The organism is Streptomyces sp. NPDC005722 (assembly GCF_040630935.1).
Lineage (GTDB): Bacteria > Actinomycetota > Actinomycetes > Streptomycetales > Streptomycetaceae > Actinacidiphila.
In genome coordinates this window covers 1-1,167 of the sequence record NZ_JBEXYN010000106.1, presented here as the reverse complement: position 1 = coordinate 1,167, position 1,167 = coordinate 1, and the positions used below count along the sequence as shown (strand labels likewise).

Annotated in this window: 2 rRNA genes and 1 pseudogene; all 3 read right to left on the bottom strand. The window is 66.2% G+C overall.

Annotated elements, in window-relative coordinates:
- Positions 1-841: pseudogene (locus tag ABZ479_RS41550) on the bottom strand (hypothetical protein); the annotation flags it as partial.
- A gap of 7 nt (positions 842-848) precedes the next feature.
- A 5S ribosomal RNA gene (rrf, locus tag ABZ479_RS41545) occupies positions 849-965 on the bottom strand.
- Positions 966-1,070: 105 nt separating this feature from the next.
- A 23S ribosomal RNA gene (locus ABZ479_RS41540) occupies positions 1,071-1,167 on the bottom strand; the annotation flags it as partial.

Here is a 1,167-nt window from a genome sequence, read left to right as displayed (position 1 = left end):
CCACGGTCATCACGCCGGTCATCGCGCGGACGATCCTCACGGGGACGGTCGTAACGGGGCCGGTCGTCACGACGGAACCCACCACGGTCATCACGGCGGTCATCGCGCGGACGATCCTCACGGGGACGGTCGTAGCGCGGCCGGTCGTCACGACGGAACCCACCACGGTCATCACGCCGGTCATCGCGCGGACGATCCTCACGAGGACGGTCGGTACGCGGGCGGTCGTCACGGGGACGGTCGGTACGCGGGCGGTCGTCACGACGGTAACCACCGCGGTCGTCACGCGGACGATCCTCACGAGGACGGTCGTAACGCGGCCGGTCATCACGACGGAACCCACCACGATCGTCACGCCGGTCATCGCGCGGACGATCCTCACGAGGACGGTCGGTACGCGGGCGGTCGTCACGACGGAACCCACCACGGTCATCACGGCGGTCATCCCGCCGGTCGTCACGGGGACGCTCATCGCGGGGACGGTCGGTACGCGGGCGGTCGTCACGACGGAACCCACCGCGATCGTCACGCCGGTCATCGCGACCCCGGTCCTCGTACCGTCCGCGCGGACGGTCGTCGGGACGGCGGTAACCGCCGCCGCCGGCTCGGTCGCCTTCGCGCCGGGGGCCGCCGCTGCGGTATCCACCCCGGTCGCCGCCCTGGCGCGGAGCGCGCCGCTCAGGCCGATCCGGCCGTTCCTCGGGCGAGTTGGACATCGACGTGACTCCTGTCGTTCGTACTGCTGTAGTGCCAGTCTCTCGTACCAGTCCGCGAGTTGCGCACCACGCCAAAAACAAAAAGACCCTCGGTCCCAGCGCTTTGGCCAGGACCGAGGGTCCATAAAGATTGTTCGGCGGCGTCCTACTCTCCCACAGGGTCCCCCCTGCAGTACCATCGGCGCTGAAAGGCTTAGCTTCCGGGTTCGAAATGTAACCGGGCGTTTCCCTAACGCTATGACCACCGAAACACCATCGGGTGTTAGGCGAACAAGCACACTTTTCAGTTAAGTGACTGGTTCAACCGGTGCGACCGTTCGCAACCCGGGAACCAAACAGTGGACGCGAGCATCTGAGGACAAGCCCTCGGCTTATTAGTACCGGTCAGCTCCACCCATTACTGGGCTTCCACATCCGGCCTATCAACCCAGTCGTCTACTGGGAGCCTTAA